This is a genomic window from Akkermansia massiliensis (assembly GCF_023516715.1).
GTDB classification, from domain to species: Bacteria; Verrucomicrobiota; Verrucomicrobiia; order Verrucomicrobiales; family Akkermansiaceae; genus Akkermansia; species Akkermansia massiliensis.
In genome coordinates, this window is record NZ_JAMGSI010000001.1 from 442,699 (window position 1) to 457,740 (window position 15,042).

Consider the following 15,042-nt stretch of genomic DNA (forward strand, 5'->3'; position numbering starts at 1 on the left):
CGGGAGGGAAAGACGGCCTGCATGGCTGGCCGTCCCGGAATGCAGGATGAAGGAAGAAACGGGGATGCCGTCAATCGGGCAGCGGGCCTTCGCATGCCAGGCGGTAAATGGCCTGGACGTCCCGGGCGTCCAGTTTTTCCAGCCCCCCGATGGGGCCGCGCACGCTGATGGCCTGTTCCGCCATCAGTGGAAAATCCCCGGACTTGATGTTCAACTCTTCCATGGTCGTCGGAAGCCCCAATTCCCGGTAAAAACGTTCCAGACGGGAAATGCCTTCCCGGATGAGGGCATCCGGCTCCCGGAAGGAACCCTCCACACCCATCACCTTCACGGCGAACTGCGCGAACATTCCTTGGTGTTTGGGGGAAACATACTTCATCCATGCCGGGGTGACGACGGCCAGGCCCGCGCCGTGGTCCACGTGATACAGGGCGCTCAGTTCGTGCTCCATGGCGTGGCAGCCCCAGTCCTGTTCACGGCCCACGCCCAGCAGGTTGTTATGGGCGAGGTTGCCGGAAAACGCAATCTCCGCCCAGGCGTCGTAATCGTGCAGGTTCCCGTTCAGGATGCGGGCGTTTCTCATGATGGTGCGCAGGGTGGTTTCGCAAAGGCCGTCGGAAAGGTCCGTATGCAGGGTTCTGGTGAAATAGCGCTCAAAAATGTGGCTCATCATGTCGCTGACGCCGTTGGCCATCTGGTGGTGCGGGAGCGTGAAAAACAATTCCGGGTTGATGATGCTGAACACGGGGCGCAATTTGGGAGAACCGTACCTCAGCTTCCGCCTGGTTTCTTCATTGGTGATGACCGTGTTCGGGCTGCTCTCGCTGCCTGCGGCGGGAATGGTCAGCACGGTGGCGACGGGCAGCGGGTCCGCCTGCGGCTGTTGTTTGGAAAGATACAGGTCCCATACGTCCCCTTCATGGGGAACGCCCAGCGCAATCGCCTTGGCGGAATCAATCACGCTGCCGCCTCCCACAGCCAGCACGAGGCCCAGGCCGTGTTCCCGGCAGAGGCGGATGCCTTCATATACCAGGGGAAGCGTGGGGTTCGGCTGGACGCCGCCCAATTCCTCATACTCCACGCCGGCGGCTTTCAGGGAAGCCGTGACGGCGTCGTAAAGGCCGGAACGCCTGATGCTGCCGCCTCCGTAGTGGAGGAGGACTTTTTTGCCGAACGGCTTGAGAAGGGCGCCCGCTTCATGCTGGGTTCCTTTTCCGAAAATGAGCGTGGTCTTGTTATCGTAAACGAAATTGAGCATGGCGGGGATGCGGTGACGGTACCTTTAACGCTACGGCTCTTCCATCCCCGGCTCAAGGCTTTTGTGCGCCCCGTTCCGCTTCCGGAAGGGCGGATTTATTGTTCCGGAGGATGTTTTTTCATATACCGTTCCAATTCCTCCCTGTTTTTCCGGAGCTGATTCAATTGGCCGGAGCCTTCCTGAAGATAATTGACGTCTCCCGAAGTCCAGAACGAATAAACGTGGTCCAGCACGGATGACTGAATAGGGGGGCAGGAATCCTCATCTTCCATGAATTCTTCTTTCAGAGCTTGCAGAATCAGGTCTTTGCAGCCCAGGTCCGTACTGAACAGCATGCCAGAGAAGGCTCCGTGATGATTCTTGCCGCCCCGGAAGCGGGAAAGCAAATGGAGATAGGTCTTCAATTCCTGTTCCGCAGCAGGTTCCAGTTTCAAAAAGGAACGCCGGACTCTCATTTCTTCCCCGTTCCACCACAAATCATAGGGCGTCATGGCGGGCGGATGGTCCATCCGGCTGAAATCGTACAGAAAGCGGGAATGCCGTCCCAGATACGTGGTGGCTGTGTGGAGAAATCCCTGGTGGATATAGGCGCCCCCGCACTGGCCGTCCGAATAAATTTTCATCCAGGCCGTGGCGTGTTCCGGAGCATTGGGGAACAGATCCTTCCAGACCGGATTTGTTGAAAGAGGCAGCGTCATACACTCTTTCCGAAGGAATGCTTCAGCAGACTTGCCCTGGCGCAAAGAGGGCTTTTTCCCTTCCCAAAAGTTATTTGCCGAGTCAGGACAGGAAGAATAAAATTTTGCGTCCAACTCTCGCCAGTAAAAACCGCGCGGGGGAACTTTCTTCATTTCCCCGGCAATTCTGCGGGTGTCGGCGCATAACTCATGAATCATGAGCTGGGTCTCAGGCGTAAAATTATCCATGCTCGCCGCGTCAACAAGAAGATGGAAAATGTGGAACATCTGGCGTTTCAGGGGTAAACGGCCGCGGTAAGAATGCAGTTCCGTGGCAATCAGTCCGGGAGCCGCGGAGTAAAAGGAATATCCTTGGTCACAGCACCCGAACATCTCCGCAGGAATGTCCAGCACGGCGGTTTCCATGCACTTCTTCCAGGTGGTTTTGAGTTCCTGCGCCAGAGCATGCGGCAGGATGGCAACGCCGCGGCGAACGTAATTCCTGCTGTACTCCTGCCAATGCAGACGGCGGATTTTTTGATCCTTCCATGCATTCAGCAGAGCGGCAGAGGGGTGTAGCCATGCAGGGAATGTTTCTTCCGGAAAATAATCCGGAAGATATTTTTCAAGAAGGGAGGCCCACCAGCTCTTCCACAGGGGAGCGCTGTTGATAAAATAATCTGTTTTGTTGCCTTCTGCCGCTACCGCCCAGTGGAGTTCGTTTCCTATGAGGGCGACTGCGCGTTCCGGCTCCCAGGAGGGACAATCCACAGCGGCCATTTCATAATTCCGGGCCGCTTCCGGCAAAAGCAGAGACAGGACCCGGGGAGTATACCGTTCCCATTCCCAGTAAAGGCGGAGAGGGTAATACTTTACCTCCTCCGGGCCCAATCCTGTTTGATCCGGGGTTGGGGCGGGCCGGTACATGGCGCGTATGGCCGGCCTTGCGTCCGGCAGGCTGTCATGACAATGGCCGTATCCGGTCAGGGAAACGCAGAGAACAGAGAGAAAACAAGCAGTTGGGAAAAAACTCACGAAAACGGTTCTAGGAAAAAAATGCTTCAAAATCAAGGTTCATGGAGTAATTGCCCTGCTTTTTGCTTGAGCGGGGAAACCTTCCCGTTTATTGTCCTGCACGGACAATGTCCGGTCCCCGTAGTTCAATGGATAGAACGGGTCTCTCCTAAAGACTAGATGCAGGTTCGATTCCTGCCGGGGACGCCACCTAAATCCTTCTAATACCTTGCGTAAGTATTGAAAATGCAAGGATTTTTATTTATTGCATTCCCCTAATGCATCTCTGATCTTCTGGGTCGAGCTACATTCAAGGGTACATTTTGTACTTTTCACAAGACATGCCCGCAATTTCTCCATCATGATGGCTGAGTGGAAGAAGAGAAACCATGCTTGGCTTGTTGCGTTGTGCGTTGCAGGGAACAGCAGGTAAAAACGGAGAGAATACCCGCCATTCTCAATGGTGGCCCATCCGAAAAAACGAAAGCTTTTGTAATGAATTGATTAAGGCAAGTAATTTGACACTAACTCCGGATTGATTTTAGTTTCGAGTGCCAAGTGTTCTATCAAGCAATTTGGCCTTTCAATCTTTTTTCAAGGTGCGATCGATAAATTGATGAATCTCTTGGTCGGAATATCCTGCCATCTTGATATATTTACGAATCTCTGTTTTTTTGCCGGGAAATAAATTAGTAAGAAGAATCATGAAATTCTTCTCCGAGCGTTCAATAATGTTCTTTAGCAGAAGGTTTCGGGAAGTTTGCGTGTTGCTTACAACGGTGTAATCCTTGAATTGCTGGTCGTTGTCATGAATCCGTTTGTTCATGTCTTTAGAGACGTCATTTATCTTTTTTTCTGTTTCCGGTCCTGTTCCTTTTTTTGGATTTGAGCAATTTTAGAAAATGCGTTTTCCATGATTTCAATGTTTTTCTTCAGCGTGGCTTTTGCTTCTTTATCAGAAACGAATACCGGTTCGTCCGAGTAGGATTTTGATTTAGTGCCGTTGAGGAAGTCACGCATAATGGCAGCCCCGTAGGATGCCATCGATTCTCTTGATGCTTTATCATCGGGAAAAAGGTCGCGATAAGTGGAAATGGCGAGCATTTCCAGGGCTTCCTCCTTAAGATAAAGATCTGCGTCGCGGCTGTTTATAGTGCGCCTTGCCTGATCGGCTGAATCTATGGTAAGAAGAGGTGTATTGGCGATAAAATAAAGAATCCAAGGGATATTGTTACGAATTTCTTCACTTGGAAATTCATTTTCTCCTGTAGACTTCCTGATGCGTTCGAGCTCCATGGCTGCTTCCTTGAAAAATTCTTCTGATTGACCTTTATCAAGAAGTTTTTTTAATGTTGATGCTGATGTCTGAGCGTTTTTTAAAACCTCAAGAGAATCAGGTTTGACGAGGCTGGCATCAAATAATTGTATTTTTGCCATAGTAGGATAGATGGAAAAAATGAAAATTCCAATTGATATTAATATATTTATCATTTTATATAAAAATTTATAATATTTGTTCTATAGCCTTTACCGAAAAAGGGACTTTGAATTTTGTAATGGTTCCGGAACAGTTTTTCTGTTTCGGGAATTCAGGATCATTTGTCCGTGTGACGGTAAATGTCTGTTGGATTTGTTCAATACGCTTCTTAATTTGAGTTGCTTCATAATTGGATAACCATGTCCATTTGCACGTTCCGTTTAATTTGGCAATGGTGTTAAATAACATAACCAAAGTTACGTGGTCATCTAATTCATTGCGCAAATTAGGAGGATCTCCCTTATTGCCGGGATCATGGTCGTTAAGTTTAAATGGCGGAGGTTCTTTTGGGTCAAGGACGGTACCCCCATCTTTCTCTATAATACCACAGTTGGAAAAGCTAACGGACGTTGGATGTACAGTAATGATAATGTACCCAGTAATGCCGAACCCAATATTTGATTGATTGCTGTATTCTTCTCCTTTTTTTCCTGTTAAACGAGTAGGTTTTTTAAGGTTAAAAGTAATTTCTGCCGGAGGAAAATCCTCAGCTTCTGCTTTGACGGTAACATTATTATTTTCCATGATCAAGTCAGCCATCAAGGTTGCAGTGGTTCCGCGTCCATTTAACGTTGCTCCTTTTCCCTTCTTAGTCCAGGTAACCTTCGTATTCTTATTCAATGGCTTGCCTCCTTTGCGTGTTAGTGTCAGTGTTACAATTTCTCCTATGCCTATTTCTTTTCGCCCCTTATCCTTTTTTTATTCAATTTTTTAATGATACAATCAGCTGATGGGTTTTCTGTTTGGGATGTGATTTCCAGCATCCTGTTTTCTGCATGAACGTCTATGACGTTCATAAGGGCACAGGCGAAGGCAATCATAAAATATTTCTCTGTTCTCATGGCGTTGGATTAAAAGATCTTAAAGGTTAGAATGGATAAAATGACTTATAGAGCTGGAACGCGCGAAGTCAACTTGACAAGGTTGGACTCTATCCGGGATTTACACTCTCTTGAAATGGGGAGGGCTTTCAGCACTTATATGATGTGAATATATAGCAATTCTGGATTTGGCTATATTTTTTAAAGTAATTTTATTTCCTTGTTATTTGAGCAGATTTCCATTTTACCATGTTTTTTTATGAATAGTGGATGGAGGAAAGGAAAACCACGGAGAGCGGCGGGAAAGCAGGAATACTGAGTGGTCGCTATGTCCAGCTTGTTTTCAAAGCGTTCCTTTTTCCTTGCGCAGACGTTAGTGTTTGTTAGATTGCCCCCGTCGCTACCTCCATGAAGTGTTTTTCCGCGTGTCTCTTTCTCGTGTGTTCAGCTATCCATCCCGCTGTTGCTTCAACGAATGTTCCGTTGCTCCGGGATGCGGCGCTGCATTTGTCCTTCCTGAGAATTCTGGTGGAAGATCCTGTGACCAAAATTATTCCCCAGTTGCTGCTGGGGATGTCATGCGTTTATGAAGATCAGCTTGGGGGCCCCGTTTTTTATGAAGAGGCCCCGGAAGAGCTTGTCTGCACGGATTCAACGGGAAGAAGCCTGAAGATTTACAGGGTTTCCGCCGATGCAACCAAGGCGTCCGGCGTGGGACACGGTGATCCCGTCTGGTTTGCCGTCGCTATCCAGCGCCCTGATCCCGGTGCGGAGTGGGTGCGCCTCCGGGGATTTCTTTTGTGCGCTTTTGCTGATGACCTGGTGGAGCTGCCCGCTGTAGTCCTGCCTCTGCTGGAGGAAGGAACCAGGGTGGAATTGCCTCTTGAAAAGCCGCGGAAGGACAAGGTGGCCCTTACGCTGGAAAAAAACTTTAACCGCTGGAATCTGAAGGTGGAGGGAAGGAGTGATTTTTATTTCAATTCCATGAGTGTCAGGGAGGAAAACGGGCTTCCCCTGAAAGGCCGCGGCGATTTGAACAGCCGGGGCAGGAAGATGCGCATGTGGGGGAAGGATTACCGTGTTTCCGCCCGCTGCCGCTCCTTGCGCGTGGTGGTTTCCTATTGGAATAAGCGCATGTTCCGCAAGGTGCCCGTAGATATGAAGATCGGCCTGGGAGGGGCTGCCATTCCCGGCTGTTAGTCCGAATAAGCAGATGAAATGGTTTGTCACAATCGCCTGCTGGTGTGCGGGAACGCTGATGGCGGCGGATGTTCCCATCAAGAGCGCTTCTTATTCCGGCACCAGCTTGAAGGGCCCCGTCATCGGGCTGTCTTCCATGGGACTGGTGAGGGGGGAGCCTTTTAATTTCACCAAGACAGGCATCGTGCTGTATTGCGTGTTTCCCGGTTCTGAAATGCTGGCTCCGGAACAGCCGGAACAGGAATTGACGGCTGTCGATTCCAATGGCGTGCGTCTGAGGGTGCGCTCCGTCCGTCTATGGGAAGGGGTTATTGAGGACAAGAGCTTGAGGCGGGTAAACGTGAGCCTTAATTTAAAGGATGTTCCTTCTCCGGGAGCCCGCTGGATTCAGGTGAGCGGCACTCTTTTTCTCCCTTTGTGCCAGGGGCTGGAGTCTCTGGATTTCGGGATGGTGGAATTGAAGGAGAGCGGAGTTTCCATTCCGGTGCCGGACCCTATTGCCGTGCGGAGAGCCCTGGAGAATAACCGGGTGGAGGTAGCCGACATGTCCAAGCTGGAGACGGTGACGCTGAAAGTGACCAGGCAGACGGGGCGCAGCCGTCATGCGCCGGCGAACGAACCGGGGGAGGAATGGAAGTTCATGGTGTATTCCGAGGTGTATTCGGAGAAGATGTTCCGGGCGGAGGATTTTGTGTTTCACGATGTGAAAGGCGCAAGATTGAAGCCTGTCCCTACCTGCGACCATTCTTATAATGAATACAGGGGGAAGTCCTTCCTGTTCAGGAAATCGCCCCGGTTTGTAGAAGTGGCCGCCCTGTACCAGGGGGCCTCCCGCATCAGGCCGGTTCCCGTGAATATCAAAATAGGGATAGGCGGCGTGGTGCCGGAAGTCCTTCCGGCGCCTGCGGAGGTTCCTCAGGCAGATTCCGGTTCCCGCTGATTGGTCTCCAGCTATCGCCGATTGCCTCACCATTTGAGAAGGGCGTTGCCTCCCTGGGCGAATCCGGAGAGCAGGGTGCCTGCCGCGGCGGTTTTCTGGGCTCTTGCATTGGCGCGGCCCATGTACTGTTCCATGTTCGCCCGGTTGTACAGGGACTGGGCATTCCTCATGGCTGCCGCCGCTTCATCCTGAATCCGGGTTTGCAGGCGCGTCGCCAGGGCCTGTTCCCTGACCGGCACGGAACCATCCCGGAGCAGGGAGGACTGGGCGGCGTCCAGGCGGGCGTCGCCCATTTGCCGTGTGGCGTCCTGCTGCATGCGTTTGGCATTTTCCACGCCCGTCTGTTTCTGGAGGTCCGCCTCGTTCCTGAGGGTGGCGGCGTTTGCATCCGCCGCCTGCCTGGTGGCTTCTGCACTTTTTTTCTGGGCGGACGCGGAGGCCGCGCCCGCTGCCGCCGAAGTGGCGGCCAGTGTTATCATTCCCAAAGATGCTGGATCAAATCCCATGCGCGCATCCTGATACGAAAAACGGTTCAGGCGCAAGACGCCCGAACCGTTTGACATGAATCAGGGTTTGGCACAGAAGGGTTGCTATTCAATCACGATGCTTTCAATGTTCAGCACCGGATTTTCAGGAGTGGAATGAGGATCAATGGTTCCGGTAATGATGACGGCGTCACGTTCCTTCAGCCCGTTCACACCTTTGGCGGAGTGTTTGATGGGCTGGCCCTGGTCATCCACAAATTGAACGGTCATCGTGTTGTTTTTCCGTATTTCCACCGGCACCGTTCCGGTGGACCACACTCCGCGCTCCTTCATGTTGGCCAGGAGCTGGGCCGGATCCCCGATGGTGAAGGAGGCAATATTTTTTGAGAAAACGGGTTCATCCCCCAGTACGGCTCCCTTGACGGTGACTTTATCGCCTGGCGCCGCTTTTCTGGCATCCGAGACGACGAGTGCCCGCGGGAGGCCTACCATGTTTTCCGCGAATCTCACGGCCATCTGCTGGGTGACGTTTTGATCGGAGGTGAGGGCATTCACGGTTTCCTTGGGGTTGCAGCCCATCAGGGAAACGGCGGCCATGGTCAGGGTAATGAAGTGTGTGGCTTGCATGGAATCTCCTTTTTGCTGAAAGGTTGGATTCCTTTTCACCTTCTGCCGTTCATCCTTGCCGGTAAGGAAAAGAATATTTTTCACAGGAACAAGCCGGCCGCCAGCATGAGGAGGTCCCTGAGGGCGTCCCACAGCCTTTCCGCATTGTGGACGCAGTCCGTCAAAAAGCGGTGCAGGCTTACGGCGTTGAACAGGCGCAGCAGCACCAGGAAGAGAAGCAGGTTGGCAAAGTAAACAAGGATTAGGGAGAAGAAGGTTCCGTTGTCCGCCAGGTCCGGCTGGTCCTTGGGGATGATCCATGCCGTCCAGAACAGGTGGAAGCACCACCAGAAGCCCAGGCCGGAGTAAAGAAGGGCCTGGCAGGTGACCGTGGGCCAGAAGAGGTACGCCATCCCCCAGACCAGCCCCCACAGCATGGCCCAAAGAGGCAGAAAATAGGGAGAAAGGGAGATGAAGAGGTTGTTTTTATCCGTCTGGATGTATCCCCCGTCCAGATCCGCCTTGAAGGCATGGATGGAGCCGCGGCTGCAAAAGACCGCCAGCACGTGAGTCAGTTCATGGCCCAGCACGTACAGGTACAGCAGGGATGAGGTGAACAGCCTGCTGCTGCCCAGCACCACCCACACGGCCGCCCCCATCAGGGCGTACCATACGGGGATGGAGAAGAGGATGTTGAGACTGCCGGAAGCGTGGGCGAGCTGGTCGCACAGGGACATGGCCGTAATCAGGGCCAGCGGGAGCAGAAGAAGGGTGGCTACGGCGTGCCTGACGAACCGGGTTTTGCGCGGAAGGTCCATGAAGGTGAATTCCTGGCATTCGTCCTCCCAGCATTCGGAGGTGACCTGGGCGCGGTAGGTCTTGTCCCAGGCGTCACGGTTGCATTGCCTCATCATGTCGCCAAGGCTTGCCGTGGAGCGCGGCTTCCGGGCGGTTTCTGCATACCGGCGCCAGTCCTGGCGCGGCGGTGTGTGTCTGGGTGCCTTGGGCATGCGGTGGTGAAGTGCAAGGCCAGCATAAGGGGACTTCCGCATAAATGCGAACCAAATTTGCTGCTTCCGGAAAGCGGGGGAAAAAATGTTTTATGCGCGCCGGAACTTCCTGTATAATCCACCGCATGCAAGATGCTCTGCTGGTTCTGGAAACTTCCTGCGCGCAGTCTTCCGCCGCGGCATGGGGCGGAAAGGAACTGCTGTGCCGGGTGGAATGGAGAGCTGAACGCAACCATTCCTCCGCCATCTTTGAGGCGGTGCGCCAGGCGCTGGATGCCCTGGAAGGACGGTGTTTAAAGGAAATTGTGGTCGGTTCCGGGCCCGGCGCCTACGGGGGAATCCGCGTGGCTCTTGCCGTGGCGGACGGCCTTTCCCTGGTGCACGGTTCCCGCGTGGCGGCGTTTTCCTCCTGGAACGGACTGGGCATTCACGACGGGAAGGCCTGCGTGATGTCCGACGCCCGGCGCGGCGGCTGGACCTGGGGAAGGCTGGAAAACGGCATTCTGGCGGCCGCTCCGGAAGTGCTGCCCGCAGAGCAGGCCCGCGCCCGCATGGCGGAATGCCTGGAAAATGGCGTGCCCGTTTATTCCACGGAAACGGCGGAAACTCTGGCAGCCCGGGAAATGACGGGGGGCGTTCCCGTGTACCCGCATGCAGAGGCTCTGGGAGTCGCATGGCAGTCCCTGGCCGCGGGCCGCAGGGAGGAACTTTTGGAAGGTCCGGCGGAACCGCTGTATGTAAGGGCGCCCCACATCACCTGCGCCAAACGCCCCGCGTGGGCCGTGAAGGCGTAATTAAGGTTTGACTTTCTGGAAGATTGTTAGACTTTTAATCGGTAATCTTCATCACTAGTAGCATTTTTTAAAACATGAGCAATGACACTTTTTCCGCACGACACACATATCCCAAAGGTTTAAAAGGAATCATAGCTAATGAATCTGCCTTGAGTGATGTGCGCGGTGAGGAAGGGCGTCTGCTGTATCTGGGCTACGATATTGATGACCTGGTGGAGATGTGCTGTTTTGAAGAAGTGATTTACCTGCTTCTCAACAAGCGGCTGCCCAACCGGGATGAGCTGGAGGGCATCAAGAAGCGCCTCCGTTCCGACCGCGACCTTCCCCAGCCCATTCTGGATTTCTTTAAAACGGCCACCAAGTCCGCCCGGCCCATGTCCGCCCTCCGGACAGCGGTTTCCATGCTCGGCATGTATGACGACCGGACGAAGGATTCCGGCCAGTTGAAAGAGATAGGCCTCAGCCTCATCGCCAAGGTGCCCGTGATGGTGGCGTACTATTACCGTCTGTGCCAGGGGCTGGATCTTCCCCCCGTGCGGGAGGATCTGAATGAGGCGGAACATTTCCTGTGGCTGCTGAAAGGGGAGGAGCCGAACCGGGATGAAGCCCACATTCTGGACGTGGCCTACATCCTGCATGCCGACCACGGCATGAATGCCTCCACCTTTGCGGCGCGCGTCTGCATCGCCACTCTTTCAGACATGTATTCCGCCATCACGGCGGCCATCGGCACGTTGAAAGGGCCGCTTCACGGGGGCGCCAATGAAGGCGTGATTGAAATGCTCAAGGAAATAGGTACGGAGGACAAGGTGGATTCCTACATTGAGGACAAACTGGCGCGGAAGGAAAAGATCATGGGCATGGGCCACCGCGTGTACCGTGTGCTGGATCCCCGCGCTCCGCATCTGCGCCGCATGGCCATCCGCCTTTCCTCCCGGATCGGGGAACCCAAGTGGATCCGCATGTCGGAACGCATCGCCAAACTTGTCCGGGAACGCAAGGGGCTGAATGCCAATGTGGATTTTTATTCCGCCACGGTTTATTACAGCATCGGCATTCCCACTAGGCTGTTCACCGCCATTTTCTCCATTGCCCGCTGCTGCGGCTGGGTGGCCCAGGTGCTGGAACAGATGGAGGACAATACGCTGTACAGGCCCCTGACCCTTTATACGGGCCCCAAGGACCGCATTCCGGTGCCTACCATTGACATGCGGTAAAAGTTTTTTAACGGAAAAGGCGCCGGAGATTATCTCCGGCGCCTTTCCTGTGTCGGCTCCCGCGCTTTTCTGCTTCTCCTTTCTCCCTCATGAAAAATTATCCCTTCTACCTGCTGGCGGTATTCGCCGTGCTGTTCATTGCCCTTGGCATTTCCCCTTCTTCCCGTTCCGTCTGGGTGGCGGAGGTGATTCCCGTGGCGCTGGCGGTCGTCCTCCTGGCGACCGGGTTCCGGAGATTCCGTTTCAGCAACTGGTCCTACACGCTGATGTTTTTCTGGCTGGCCTGCCATACGGTGGGGGCGCATTACACGTTTGCGGAAGTGCCTTTCGAGTGGTTCCGGGAGCTGGTGGGAGCCCACCGGAACCCGTTTGACCGGGTGGCCCATTTTACGGTGGGGTTTTATGCGTTTCCCGTAGCGGAGTATCTGGTGCGCAAGCAATATGCGGGGAAAGTGCTGGCGGGGATTTTCGGCCTCTTTTTCGTGATGGCTGTAGCCGCGGCGTATGAAATCATTGAATGGCAGTATGCGGTCATTGTGGGCGGGAATGACGCGAATGATTTTCTCGGCTCCCAGGGCGATATATGGGACGCCCAGAAAGACATGTTCTGCGATACCTGCGGCGCTGTCGCCTCCCTGATTCTCTTTTATCTGGTGCGCCCCTGGCGGCGGAAGGGCGCGGAGACCGCTTCTTCTCCTGGCTAGGGAGCGCCTTCCATTTCTGATTGGACCGCTGCCGTTGCCGGGAAGTCCATTCATGCCCGTGGCCTGTCGTGACCGGGGCGGCAAGAAGGATTGCTCCGGTCTCCGTGTCAGATGCCGAGCTGGCGCAATCCTTCATAGAGGACAATCGCCACGGCGGTGGAGAGGTTCAGGCTGCGGGAGCCTTCTCCGGGCATGGGAATGGTCAGGGCGGTGCCCGCGTGTTCCTTCAGCATGCTTTCCGGCAGTCCGCGGGATTCCGGGCCGAAGACCAGGTAATCCCCCTCCCGGAAATCCGCCTCCCAGTGGGAGCGGTGCGCCTTGGTGCTCAGGTACCAGAACCGCGCGGAGGGATCTGCCGCCTGTTTTAACTCCTCCAGGCTGTCCCAGACATGCAGGTCCACTTTGGCCCAGTAGTCCAGTCCCGTGCGCCGCACGTGCTTTTCATCCAGGCTGAACCCCAGTGGCCGGCTCAGGTGGAGCCTGGATCCCGTTGCCAGAGCCAGCCGCCCCGCAGCCCCCGTGTTATGCGGAATTTCCGGATGGAACATGACGATGTGGAAACGGGGCTGCATGAGCCTATTTTCACCACAAACGCGCCTTCCGTTCAAGTGGGACTTGTCCAAAAGTGGCAAATAATGTACGTTTCCTCCGATGAGAGACATCGTGTATTTTGACTTGGAAACCCGTCATTCCGCAGCGGAGGTGGGCGGCTGGCACAATACGGCCGACATGCGCGTTTCCGTGGGCGTGACTTATTCCACAGCTTCCGGCAAATACACGATTTATTCCGAGGAGATGGTGGACGACCTTATCCTGCAGCTTCGCCAGGCCGACCTGGTGGTAGGGTACAACCACGAGCATTTCGACTACGGCGTGCTCCAGCGCTATACGATGTGGAATATGATCGACATCACGAACAACCTCGATTTGTGCAAGGACATCGAACAGCGCGGCGGCGTGCGCGTCAAGCTGGATTCCGTGGCCGCCGCTTCCATCGGCTCTTCAAAAACGGCCGTGGGCACCCAGGCCCTCAAGTGGTGGGCGGAATACGTGCAGACGGGAAATACGGACCTGCTGATGGATATTGCCCGCTATTGCTGTTTTGACGTGAAGGTGACGCGGGATGTCCACTGGTACGGGGCGGAGCACGGTTTCATCCGTTATGACGACAAGAAGGGCGGCCAGGTGGAGTTGCCCGTGGATTGGAAGTTATAGTCCCTTTCCCGCGGCGGCTTTTCTATAGGGCGTTCCCGCTCACTCCGGCAGAATATAGAGCGGAGAGCAGGGAAACGGGAACGGCCTCCGGAAAGGAAGAAGCGGACGGCGTTGATTAACGGCGGTTGATGCGGGCCACTTCCCGCTGGGCTTCCCGCATTTCCACGCGGGCCTTCAGGTCATAGCGCTGGTCGCGGTGGGTCTTGCCTTTGCCAAGGCCCAGCGCCAGTTTTACCTTGCCGTTTTTCCAGTACAGCTTGAGGGCGACCAGGGAACAGCCTTTTTGGGAGGTCTGCTGTTCCAGTTTGAAAATTTCCCGTTTGTGGAGCAGCAGGCGGCGCGGGCGGCGCGACTGGTGCTGAAAGAACTCTCCGGCAGTTTCCCACGGCTGGATGTCGCAGCCGTACAGGAGCATCTGGCCGTTTTCCACCCTGGCGAAGGAATCGGCGATGTTCACCTTGCCGGCGCGGATGGATTTGACCTCCGTTCCCTTGAGTTCCATGCCGCATTCGTAGGTGTCCAGGATTTCGTAATCCCGGCGGGCTTTCTTGTTGGTGGAGATGTCGGAGCTCATGACTGGAGGGGAGGGATGAAAAGGCCCCGGGCTGGAAGAGCCGGGGGCCTGGTTGAAGAGGGGATGTTCCGTGCGGAAATCCGGGCCGGAACGGCAATAAGGGGGACGTGCTTTTTACTGGCTGTCTTCCTGGAGACTGTCGGATTCCGCATGATAGACGAGCTTGCCTTCAACAATCTCCGTCAGGGCAATGTTCGCGTTGCCCATGTGGGGGGTGGTGGGGACCAAGGGAGCGCGGCCATTGTTGAGCTGGGCAACGCGGCGGGAAACCACGTTGATCAGCATCTGGGGCTCGGGAATGATTTTGGCGGCTTGTTCGACGAGTTCGGCTTTCATGTAAAAAGGTCTAGGTAGGATCTCCTGATGCGGAAAGACATATACAGGCTGTGCCTCCCCCTAATCAAGCCTATATTACGGCATGAGCTCCCTTCGTTCACGGGAGTCCAGCTCCTTCCACGCGCCGGGTTCCAGGCCGGACAGGGTGAACCTCCCGATCCGGACGCGCAGGAGCCGGAGCGTGGGAAACCCGATGGCGGCGGTCATGCGCCGCACCTGGCGGTTTTTTCCTTCCACGAGCGTCAATTCCAGCCATGAGGTGGGAATGGCTGCGCGGTAGCGGACAGGAGGATTGCGGGGCGGTACGTCCGGCTCTCCGTGCATGGGGCGCACCCGGCAGGGCAGCGTGCGGTACCCCTGGATGGAGAGGCCGCCGCGTTCCAGAGGAAGCAGGTCCGTGGCGGACGGAACGCCTTCCACCTGGCTCCAGTAGGTTCTGGGATGCCGGTTGGAGGGGTTCAGGAGGCGGTCCACCAGGGCTTTCTCATCGGATAAAAGCAGCAGCCCTTCCGAATCCGCGTCCAGCCTGCCGACGGGATACACGCCGGCAGGAAAGCCGAATTCGGCCAGTGTCCGGTGGTGGGGAGCCTCCTGCGTGAATTGGGAAAGGACCCCGTAAGGTTTGTTAAACGCCAGAATCATGCCGTGCGCGGC

Annotated in this window: 18 protein-coding genes and 1 tRNA gene; 7 read left to right on the top strand and 12 right to left on the bottom strand. The window is 55.0% G+C overall.

The window, feature by feature from the left end; all coding sequences use genetic code 11:
* Positions 1-70 precede the first annotated feature (70 nt).
* Together M8N44_RS01880 and M8N44_RS01885 are read right to left on the bottom strand one after the other, a co-directional pair.
* Positions 71-1,258 (bottom strand): iron-containing alcohol dehydrogenase, encoded by a 1,188-nt coding sequence (locus M8N44_RS01880; RefSeq protein ID WP_102722505.1) that lies wholly within the window; start codon positions 1,256-1,258, stop codon positions 71-73.
* A 95-nt stretch (positions 1,259-1,353) separates the two neighbouring features.
* Complete coding sequence (locus M8N44_RS01885) at positions 1,354-2,715, bottom strand: hypothetical protein (RefSeq protein WP_215709549.1); 1,362 nt, start codon at positions 2,713-2,715, stop codon at positions 1,354-1,356.
* 369 nt (positions 2,716-3,084) lie between these two features.
* Here M8N44_RS01885 and M8N44_RS01890 point away from each other — a divergent pair.
* A tRNA-Arg gene (locus tag M8N44_RS01890) sits at positions 3,085-3,159 on the top strand.
* 373 nt (positions 3,160-3,532) lie between these two features.
* Here M8N44_RS01890 and M8N44_RS01895 read toward each other — a convergent pair.
* The 3 genes from M8N44_RS01895 to M8N44_RS01905 all read right to left on the bottom strand — a co-directional run bounded on the left by M8N44_RS01895 (position 3,533) and on the right by M8N44_RS01905 (position 5,026).
* Positions 3,533-3,775: a hypothetical protein gene (locus M8N44_RS01895; protein ID WP_102726963.1), complete on the bottom strand. Its 243-nt coding sequence runs from the start codon at positions 3,773-3,775 to the stop codon at positions 3,533-3,535.
* Positions 3,776-3,792: 17 nt separating this feature from the next.
* Entirely contained in the window at positions 3,793-4,386 is a 594-nt protein-coding gene (locus tag M8N44_RS01900; protein ID WP_102728255.1) for a hypothetical protein, read from the bottom strand.
* A 67-nt stretch (positions 4,387-4,453) separates the two neighbouring features.
* Positions 4,454-5,026, bottom strand: coding sequence for a hypothetical protein (locus M8N44_RS01905; RefSeq protein ID WP_102722525.1), 573 nt, complete (start codon positions 5,024-5,026; stop codon positions 4,454-4,456).
* Positions 5,027-5,847: 821 nt separating this feature from the next.
* On the opposite strand from M8N44_RS01905, the gene M8N44_RS01910 reads away from it, so the two are divergent.
* On the top strand, positions 5,848-6,507 hold the full coding sequence (locus tag M8N44_RS01910; protein WP_146018135.1) for a hypothetical protein: 660 nt from the start codon (positions 5,848-5,850) through the stop codon (positions 6,505-6,507).
* Positions 6,508-6,520: 13 nt separating this feature from the next.
* The gene (locus M8N44_RS01915; RefSeq protein ID WP_022396616.1) at positions 6,521-7,447 is read left to right on the top strand and encodes a hypothetical protein; all 927 of its coding nucleotides are present in this window, start codon (positions 6,521-6,523) and stop codon (positions 7,445-7,447) included.
* 26 nt (positions 7,448-7,473) lie between these two features.
* On the opposite strand, the gene M8N44_RS01920 is transcribed toward M8N44_RS01915, so the two are convergent.
* The 3 genes from M8N44_RS01920 to M8N44_RS01930 form a co-directional block, all read right to left on the bottom strand.
* Positions 7,474-7,926, bottom strand: a complete 453-nt coding sequence (locus tag M8N44_RS01920) for a hypothetical protein (RefSeq protein WP_102726967.1) — start codon at positions 7,924-7,926, stop codon at positions 7,474-7,476.
* A 111-nt stretch (positions 7,927-8,037) separates the two neighbouring features.
* Positions 8,038-8,559, bottom strand: a complete 522-nt coding sequence (locus M8N44_RS01925; protein WP_022396618.1) for a hypothetical protein — start codon at positions 8,557-8,559, stop codon at positions 8,038-8,040.
* 80 nt (positions 8,560-8,639) lie between these two features.
* Positions 8,640-9,548 carry a hypothetical protein gene (locus M8N44_RS01930; protein WP_102736324.1) on the bottom strand — a complete coding sequence of 303 codons (909 nt, stop codon included), beginning with the start codon at positions 9,546-9,548 and terminating at the stop codon, positions 8,640-8,642.
* Positions 9,549-9,673: 125 nt separating this feature from the next.
* Here M8N44_RS01930 and tsaB point away from each other — a divergent pair, with 125 nt between their 5' ends.
* From tsaB to M8N44_RS01945, 3 genes are all read left to right on the top strand, one after another.
* The gene (tsaB, locus tag M8N44_RS01935; RefSeq protein WP_022396620.1) at positions 9,674-10,342 is read left to right on the top strand and encodes a tRNA (adenosine(37)-N6)-threonylcarbamoyltransferase complex dimerization subunit type 1 TsaB; all 669 of its coding nucleotides are present in this window, start codon (positions 9,674-9,676) and stop codon (positions 10,340-10,342) included.
* Between the two features lie 74 nt (positions 10,343-10,416).
* Complete coding sequence (locus tag M8N44_RS01940; RefSeq protein ID WP_022396621.1) at positions 10,417-11,559, top strand: citrate/2-methylcitrate synthase; 1,143 nt, start codon at positions 10,417-10,419, stop codon at positions 11,557-11,559.
* Between the two features lie 89 nt (positions 11,560-11,648).
* The gene (locus M8N44_RS01945) at positions 11,649-12,263 is read left to right on the top strand and encodes a DUF2238 domain-containing protein (RefSeq protein WP_102728256.1); all 615 of its coding nucleotides are present in this window, start codon (positions 11,649-11,651) and stop codon (positions 12,261-12,263) included.
* Between the two features lie 107 nt (positions 12,264-12,370).
* Here M8N44_RS01945 and M8N44_RS01950 read toward each other — a convergent pair whose 3' ends face one another.
* Positions 12,371-12,835: a tRNA (cytidine(34)-2'-O)-methyltransferase gene (locus M8N44_RS01950; protein ID WP_102728257.1), complete on the bottom strand. Its 465-nt coding sequence runs from the start codon at positions 12,833-12,835 to the stop codon at positions 12,371-12,373.
* Positions 12,836-12,914: 79 nt separating this feature from the next.
* Here M8N44_RS01950 and M8N44_RS01955 point away from each other — a divergent pair, with 79 nt between their 5' ends.
* Positions 12,915-13,478, top strand: a complete 564-nt coding sequence (locus M8N44_RS01955) for a ribonuclease H-like domain-containing protein (protein ID WP_022396624.1) — start codon at positions 12,915-12,917, stop codon at positions 13,476-13,478.
* Positions 13,479-13,593: 115 nt separating this feature from the next.
* Here M8N44_RS01955 and smpB read toward each other — a convergent pair whose 3' ends face one another.
* From smpB to M8N44_RS01970, 3 genes are all read right to left on the bottom strand, one after another.
* Complete coding sequence (gene smpB / locus M8N44_RS01960; RefSeq protein ID WP_022396625.1) at positions 13,594-14,052, bottom strand: SsrA-binding protein SmpB; 459 nt, start codon at positions 14,050-14,052, stop codon at positions 13,594-13,596.
* Positions 14,053-14,166: 114 nt separating this feature from the next.
* A complete protein-coding gene (locus tag M8N44_RS01965; RefSeq protein WP_022396626.1) occupies positions 14,167-14,388 on the bottom strand; it encodes a DNA-directed RNA polymerase subunit omega in 222 nt (73 codons plus the stop codon).
* 75 nt (positions 14,389-14,463) lie between these two features.
* Positions 14,464-15,030: a pseudouridine synthase gene (locus M8N44_RS01970; protein WP_102728258.1), complete on the bottom strand. Its 567-nt coding sequence runs from the start codon at positions 15,028-15,030 to the stop codon at positions 14,464-14,466.
* Positions 15,031-15,042 lie beyond the last annotated feature (12 nt).

What these genes read in the sequence shown, in the direction of transcription:
- M8N44_RS01920 (WP_102726967.1), bottom strand. Translation starts at nt 7,926, where the DNA reads ATGATAACACTGGCCGCCACTTCGGCGGCAGCGGGCGCGGCCTCCGCG.
- M8N44_RS01950 (WP_102728257.1), bottom strand. Translation starts at nt 12,835, where the DNA reads ATGCAGCCCCGTTTCCACATCGTCATGTTCCATCCGGAAATTCCGCAT.
- M8N44_RS01965 (WP_022396626.1), bottom strand. Translation starts at nt 14,388, where the DNA reads ATGAAAGCCGAACTCGTCGAACAAGCCGCCAAAATCATTCCCGAGCCC.
- smpB (WP_022396625.1), bottom strand. Translation starts at nt 14,052, where the DNA reads ATGAGCTCCGACATCTCCACCAACAAGAAAGCCCGCCGGGATTACGAA.
- M8N44_RS01930 (WP_102736324.1), bottom strand. Translation starts at nt 9,548, where the DNA reads ATGCCCAAGGCACCCAGACACACACCGCCGCGCCAGGACTGGCGCCGG.
- M8N44_RS01880 (WP_102722505.1), bottom strand. Translation starts at nt 1,258, where the DNA reads ATGCTCAATTTCGTTTACGATAACAAGACCACGCTCATTTTCGGAAAA.
- M8N44_RS01900 (WP_102728255.1), bottom strand. Translation starts at nt 4,386, where the DNA reads ATGGCAAAAATACAATTATTTGATGCCAGCCTCGTCAAACCTGATTCT.
- M8N44_RS01915 (WP_022396616.1), top strand. Translation starts at nt 6,521, where the DNA reads ATGAAATGGTTTGTCACAATCGCCTGCTGGTGTGCGGGAACGCTGATG.
- M8N44_RS01955 (WP_022396624.1), top strand. Translation starts at nt 12,915, where the DNA reads ATGAGAGACATCGTGTATTTTGACTTGGAAACCCGTCATTCCGCAGCG.
- M8N44_RS01925 (WP_022396618.1), bottom strand. Translation starts at nt 8,559, where the DNA reads ATGCAAGCCACACACTTCATTACCCTGACCATGGCCGCCGTTTCCCTG.
- M8N44_RS01895 (WP_102726963.1), bottom strand. Translation starts at nt 3,775, where the DNA reads ATGAACAAACGGATTCATGACAACGACCAGCAATTCAAGGATTACACC.
- M8N44_RS01885 (WP_215709549.1), bottom strand. Translation starts at nt 2,715, where the DNA reads ATGGCCGCTGTGGATTGTCCCTCCTGGGAGCCGGAACGCGCAGTCGCC.
- M8N44_RS01970 (WP_102728258.1), bottom strand. Translation starts at nt 15,030, where the DNA reads ATGATTCTGGCGTTTAACAAACCTTACGGGGTCCTTTCCCAATTCACG.
- tsaB (WP_022396620.1), top strand. Translation starts at nt 9,674, where the DNA reads ATGCAAGATGCTCTGCTGGTTCTGGAAACTTCCTGCGCGCAGTCTTCC.
- M8N44_RS01945 (WP_102728256.1), top strand. Translation starts at nt 11,649, where the DNA reads ATGAAAAATTATCCCTTCTACCTGCTGGCGGTATTCGCCGTGCTGTTC.
- M8N44_RS01905 (WP_102722525.1), bottom strand. Translation starts at nt 5,026, where the DNA reads ATGGCTGACTTGATCATGGAAAATAATAATGTTACCGTCAAAGCAGAA.
- M8N44_RS01940 (WP_022396621.1), top strand. Translation starts at nt 10,417, where the DNA reads ATGAGCAATGACACTTTTTCCGCACGACACACATATCCCAAAGGTTTA.